Below are 292 nucleotides of genomic sequence, written 5' to 3'. Positions count from 1 at the left end.
GGCACGCCGCCCTTGCCGGGGGCGGGGCAGTCCTGCAGGAAATTGCCGGTGTAGAGCTGCACGCCGGGCTGGGTGGGATAGACTTTCATGCTGATGCCGGTCTTATCGCTGGAAGCCCAGGCGCACAGGCTCTGGCTGGCCCCGCGGCCCCTGTCGATGACAAAGCAGTGGTCATAGCCGCCCCCCGCTTTCCCGAAGTTCCAGGTCCTGCAGTGTGATCTCATCCAGATCAAAGGAATCCATAACGTGGGAAAATCTCACACGGTCGATGTCAAGCGGTGCGGGTTTCAGC

Annotated in this window: 1 pseudogene; it reads right to left on the bottom strand. The window is 62.0% G+C overall.

What is annotated here, in order from left to right:
• Positions 1-224 (bottom strand): annotated as a pseudogene (locus P0G09_RS19930) (hypothetical protein); the annotation flags it as partial.
• Positions 225-292 lie beyond the last annotated feature (68 nt).

The sequence above is a fragment of the Faecalibacterium sp. DFI.5.82 genome (assembly GCF_029076575.1).
Lineage (GTDB): Bacteria > Bacillota > Clostridia > Oscillospirales > Ruminococcaceae > Faecalibacterium > Faecalibacterium duncaniae.
The sequence above is the reverse complement of the archived record's forward strand: the minus strand, read 5'-3'. Positions and strand labels throughout refer to the sequence as shown.